Genomic DNA, 3,827 nt, shown 5'->3' on the forward strand with positions numbered 1-3,827 from the left:
TGCCGAAGGTGAACCTGCTCACCGGGCAGCGGCTCGATCCGTTTGGCCTGGTCGATCGGCAGGTACGATTCCTTGAGGCGTTTCAGGAACACACCAACAACCGGTTCGGCTTGGCGAGCCCGAAAGACAACCGGCGTGCTGAATTCAATGACGCGTCGGAGATGATCAGTCGCTACAAGGGCGACGTGTTTGCCGGGGCGAACCGCGAGCTGAAAGCGTCCATTCTCGACGCCATGCTGTCGCGGGGTATTACCCGGTACGAAGATTTTCAGGCGCTTCTTGCCGAGTTTGGCGAGACACGTACACGCAACGCAGGGCGAAGCCGCGAATACGAGAACGTTAAACGCGCGGGAGACGCGAAGGGCGTCAACCTCAAGGAGTACGTGTTCACGCGCGAGTTCGTCGAGCTGGACGCCGATGCGAAACGCGAGGCCTTGGTCGCTAGTCTGAACGCGAAATACGAGATACCCGGCGTGCCTCGCGAGACGCCGACCGCGATGCTTGATGCGTTGCGCGAATGGCATGAGGTGCGTGCGCTCGAAGCCAAATATCTCAATAGCGGCAGCCCGTTTTACAAGGTGTATCAGAAGGCCTCGCCGGAAGAACAACGGCACATCCTGATCGAGCGTGAAGCGCGCTTTTACTACCCATTTGGAGGGCATGATGGCAGAGAAGAACGAACCAGCTCAAGACGAGCCGACCGATTCGGGCAATGGCAGCCATGGCGAGGGATTGAATACCCTGGCCCCGGTGATCGACGAGGATGGGGCGATCCACGAGGTCAACGCGAGGCCGCACAAGAGCGAGGGCAAGCCGAGTGGGGCCGAGAATGGTCGGCGCTCGAGCGGGAGCACGAAACGCTCATCGAACAAGGCTTCGTCGGCCGGTGGCGTGCCGGAGCGGATCGTGACGATGACGTTGAGTTCGATCGACCCGGGCCGTCGGCCGAATCCGTCGACAGTATGCGAGGTGTGCCCGGCCGGCGTGTGGATGGCGGCGCCGCGCGAAGTGAAATGCTACTGTCGGATTCTGCACATGTTCACGTGGAAGACGACGGAGCCGACGGAGTTAACACACTGCGATGGACTAGCGATCGCGATGGAGAAGGAGGAGTAGCGGATGCATCAAGCGACGGATCAAGCGACGGATCAGACGACGATTCAATTGGGCATGGCAAAGAGCAGTTGGCGGAGCGCGGCGAAGGCTGGCGCTCGGTGGCTGAGCGGATGTATGCGGCGTATGAGCAAGCGGACAGTGAAGAGCGCGCACGGCTCATTGCCACGAGCGCGGAAAAATTCGCTCGAGAAAAGTTTGGCCTCAAAGGCGGTGGCAAGCTTCCCCGCGATTTCGACCCGGACACTGAGCCGCGCAGTCTGGCTCAGGTCAAGTCGCTGGGTGGTGTTGCGTCGGTTTCGTTTGACGGCCCAGCGGCCGGTGCTCAAGGCGGCGTTGCCGGTGCGACTGACGGCTCAAGTGATGGACGGTCGAGCATGGCGTCGCCCAATTCACCGGGCGTTGCGGATCACCCATACCATTTCGATGGCGCTGAAGGGGCTTACGAGCCCTCTGGCGGACCGTCGAGTACCACCGAAGCCTCGAGCAGCATGCCGGCGGTCGCGACGTCTCGCGACGTCGATGTATTGCAACCTGATGGCAACACATCGCAACTAACGATCTTCTCGCAGCCCGCCACCGGACGGCAAGCCGATTCGGTGCGCGACCAGCTTGCACGCGACCTGGCTGAAGCCCTTGCGGCACGCAACGATGGGGCGCGCTCGGAGTTTCAAGAAATCAAAGCCACGCTCGATGCGTACCGGCTTCTCGCGGCTCTTTCGCACTCGCACGGGCTGGTCGTCGGTAAATATCAGATCACGAAGGGACGTGACGGTGCCGACCGGATTCAGGCGGGTTCCCGCAACCTGAATGTCTCGGATTTTCTGACGAAGGAAATGAATCTGTCGTGGTCTGAGGCGGCCCAGTTGATGCGCGAGCAATACCGTGCGCAGACTGGACGCGACCCCGCGCAGGCGCCCCGACGCACGCCGGAGCAGGAGCTGTGGAGCGAGTTTCAGCGCTTCCGGAGGCAGTACAGCGATGCATTGCGTGCCGAATGGCTGGAGCAGGGCACCCGTGAGCAAGCGCGACGCAGTGCGATTAAATCGACCTTCTACGTGAAACGCAGTGCCGTCGTCGACAACGCCAGCATGTCGACGGCGGAGCGCCGTGCGGCGGTGTCTGTGGCTCGCGTGGAGCGGGTTGAAGCCGAGACCGTCTTGCGAAAACGGATCGTTCGCGAGCGGGACGCATTGAAAGCGGCGATGCGGCGCCCGTTGACGGACCAGTATCGGGACTTCCTGCAGGAACAGGCGCAACTCGGTAATTTGCGGGCACTGCGCGAGCTGAGAAGGATGCAGCCAACTCGCCGCGCGAACGATGAACGCGAGAGCCCCGGCATCGCGTTCGGGACGGCCCATCGGGTCAGCGCCAGCGAGCCGAACGAAATCATTTATAGCGGCCCGGTCATCACGCATCATGTGCAGGAAAACGGCAATGTCGACTACAAGCGCGATGGCGCGGCGCTAATGGTCGACGAAGGCCGCACCGTGCGGATGTGGGTCCATGACCGCGACGCAATCGAGATCGGCCTACGCCTCGCGCAGCAGAAGTTCGGGCCGACGCTTACGCTTACCGGGCCCGAGGAATTTAAAATGGCGACTGCCCGCGTCGCGGCCGAGGCGCGCATAAATGTGGATTTTGACGATGAGGTGTTGAGCGGCATCTTGCATGCGCGGCGCACCGAACTGGATGCTGAGGCAGATGACCGGCGCGCACTGGAACGCGAGCGAGATGACCCTCGTCGTCAGGACCGTGACGAACTGCCTGCGCGCACTTCAAATCGGGACGCGCCCGGCGCATCGGAACAGCAGAGAGAGAATGACGATCCAGAACCCGATTCGGACGAGCCTGAGCACCCCGAGATTGATCGATAATCACCGGCATGGCCGCGTTCGGTCGCACATAAGAACGCACAATTTAAAGGCAAAAGACAATGGCACGTTATGGCATCGTTCCGAGAAGCGAACCTATTAACGCGGTGATATTTCGGGGCACGCCGTCGCAGCTTATTAACCTGCCGGCCTTCATTAAAGGCGCGGTTGCAATCTTGGCCATTGGTATCGGCTTCGGGTATGCGTCAACCCAGTGGCCGGTGTCATGGTTCATTCCTGTGCTCGCTGTCCTTCTGGTGCTTGGTGGCATCGGACTCGCGTATCTGCAGGTCAAGTTCACCGAATTTGAGATCGACGTGGAACGGATCACCTGTCGCAAGGGGATTCTCAATAGAACGGTGCAGAGCGTCGAGCTGTTTCGGATTCAGGACGTGACCTCAGTTCATCCATGGTGGCAACGCATGTTCGGAATCGGCGCAGTCGTCGTGATGACGAGCGATTCGAACAACCCGGTATGGCGATTGCCGGGGATGACGGACGCGGAACAGTTGCGCAACGAACTTAACCGTGCGGCGATCGCATTGCGTGATGTAAAAGGCGTACGGGAAGTCAATATGGGGCGTGTCTAACTTTGAAAGCGGCGCCTCGCTCCTCGGCTGGCGGATCAAGCGCTACAGTCGCCTCGGCGAGCCAAAGCAAACCGAATCCAGCGCTGCGGGCGACGCGATATCCGATGGCACCCCACGGAAAGTGTTTTCGCGATTGCGGCATTTTGCCCAGCAAGACTGTATGCCTCTGTGGTTTGGCTTGAGATCCCGCCTTTCGACAGGGTATGGCGTCGTACATGGAGCCAGTCGAGTCAACCGCTTCGTGAAGCCG

At 60.6% G+C, this 3,827-nt stretch carries 2 protein-coding genes; both read left to right on the forward strand.

From position 1 onward, the window contains the following. The coding region (locus WCA53_RS01845; protein WP_423904873.1) for an LPD7 domain-containing protein at positions 1-2,990 on the forward strand (2,990 nt) is incomplete at its 5' end. A 59-nt stretch (positions 2,991-3,049) separates the two neighbouring features. After that, entirely contained in the window at positions 3,050-3,577 is a 528-nt protein-coding gene (locus WCA53_RS01850; RefSeq protein ID WP_423904875.1) for a PH domain-containing protein, read from the forward strand. Positions 3,578-3,827 lie beyond the last annotated feature (250 nt).

Origin of the sequence: Caballeronia sp. (assembly GCF_049581465.1) — a bacterium.
In the GTDB taxonomy this organism is placed as follows: Bacteria; Pseudomonadota; Gammaproteobacteria; order Burkholderiales; family Burkholderiaceae; genus Caballeronia.